This is a genomic window from Paraburkholderia sp., from assembly GCF_036488505.1.
Classification (GTDB): domain Bacteria; phylum Pseudomonadota; class Gammaproteobacteria; order Burkholderiales; family Burkholderiaceae; genus Paraburkholderia.
Window position 1 is genome coordinate 1 of the sequence record NZ_DASXHN010000254.1, and the last position, 1930, is coordinate 1930.

Below are 1930 nucleotides of genomic sequence, written 5' to 3' on the forward strand. Positions count from 1 at the left end.
GCTTCTGATACTGCTGCCCTGGCCAGTCCCGAAGAACCGGCCCGCATTCCGCATCAAGCGCCCACACTTATCGGCTGTTAGTTTTTAAAGATCGTTGCGCGAATCGCGCAGCACCGCAACCACCGGTGCCGCCTCGTTTCACGTCGCTGCGTCTGCAGCAGAGAAGCGAGATTATGGAGAGCGGGTGACATCGCGTCAAGCCCCTTCCGCGAATTTCTTTGAAGAAAGCGTGCAAAGATGCATGCCCGTATGGAACAAGGCAAAGGCGTCTCCCTCTGGAAAAGATCAACGTGCGCCCCATCTACGTAGACGCGCGAGCAATCCGCGGTGCAGCGCTAAAGCCACGCGCCTGGCTGACCGATAAACTAACTGGCACGCAAGCGACACCGACAAGCACGACCAATTGATGCGCACGATGAGCGCGAATACGCAGGCTCGTATATAATGCGAGCCGCGCAAAATTTCGCATATCCATCGGCCCGCTTCAAGCGGGCTCATCTTTTTTGCTCCCCAGAGCACAGCCCAACAACCGCGTTGAGTCACATCAGGTGATACTGAGCCCTGCTCGAAACGCCTGACGGTAGCGTCTTGCGTCTCATAGCGAAGCCTCTAGAGGAAATTACGTGAACCCTTTCGATCGCGAAGATTCGCAACACGAAACCGCCGCCTTCACCGCCAAAGTTCCCTCGGGCCGCTCGGCCAAAGGCAAGGGCGCCAACAAAGCGATCGCCACGGCAGCCGAACTGCCGCCGCAGCTAGCCGAAGAACGCCAGCGCCTGATGCGCGCGCTGATCCAGCTGGGTAAGGAGCAAGGCTACCTGACCCACGCGCAGATCAACGACCACCTGCCCGACAATTTCACGCAGACGGCCGCGATCGACAGTATCGTCAGCGCGTTCAGCGACATGGGCGTGCAGGTCTACGAGCAGGCTCCGGATGCGGAAACCCTACTGCTCAACTCGAACGCCCCCACCGTGGTCTCGGACGACCAGGCCGACGAAGAAACCGAAGTCGCGCTGTCGACCGTCGACTCGGAATTCGGCCGCACCACCGACCCCGTGCGCATGTACATGCGCGAAATGGGCGCCACCGAGCTGCTCACGCGCGCAGGCGAAATTGCGATTGCGAAGCGCATCGAAGACGGTCTGCACGAAATGGTGCAGGCGATTGCCGCATGCCCGCTCGCCATCTCCGCGATTCTGGCGAGCGCCCAGCAGGTCGCCGACGGCGAACTGCGCGTCGACGAACTGGTCGACGGTCTGAACGAAGAAACGGTCGCCGCGGAAGAGGAAGCAAGCGCCGACGCGGACAGCGATGAAAACGCCAACGTCGATGAAAGCGGCGAAGAAGAGGAAGACGACGACGATGTCGCGGCGGATTCGGCGGCGGCAGATGAAGCGCGTCTGAAGCAGCTCACGAGCGAGTGCCTCGAAATCTTCGCCCAGGTCGGCATGCTGTACGACCAGATGAACGCGGCGCATACGCGCGGCGACGTCAGCTCGAAGGGCTATCTGCGCGCACGTGAGGAAATCCAACAGCACCTCGCGAAGATCCGCTTCACCGCGCGCACGATCGACCGCCTGTGCGGTGACGTGCAGCAGCAGGTTGCGCAGGTGCGCGCGATCGAGCGCAATATCCTGCAGATCGCCGTCTCGAAAGCCGGCATGCCGCGTGAGAAGTTCATCGAGACGTTTGCTGGCACCGAAACCGACCTCGGCTGGACCGAACGCGCGGCGCGCACCGGTGCATCGGCATACGGCGCGGCGCTCCTGCGTTATCTGCCGGCGATCCAGTCCGAGCAACAGAAGCTCGTCGACATCGAAGCAACGGTTTCGCTGCCGCTCAAGCATCTGAAAGAGATCAACCGCCAGATGGTCGCGGCCGAATCGAAGATGCGCAAGGCCAAGAGCGAGATGATCGAGGCGAACCT

The 1930-nt window shown here is 61.2% G+C and carries 1 protein-coding gene; it reads left to right on the forward strand.

What is annotated here, in order from left to right:
- Positions 1-623 precede the first annotated feature (623 nt).
- Positions 624-1930: RNA polymerase sigma factor region1.1 domain-containing protein (locus tag VGH68_RS15445; protein WP_331604515.1), on the forward strand; the 1307-nt coding region annotated here is incomplete at its 3' end.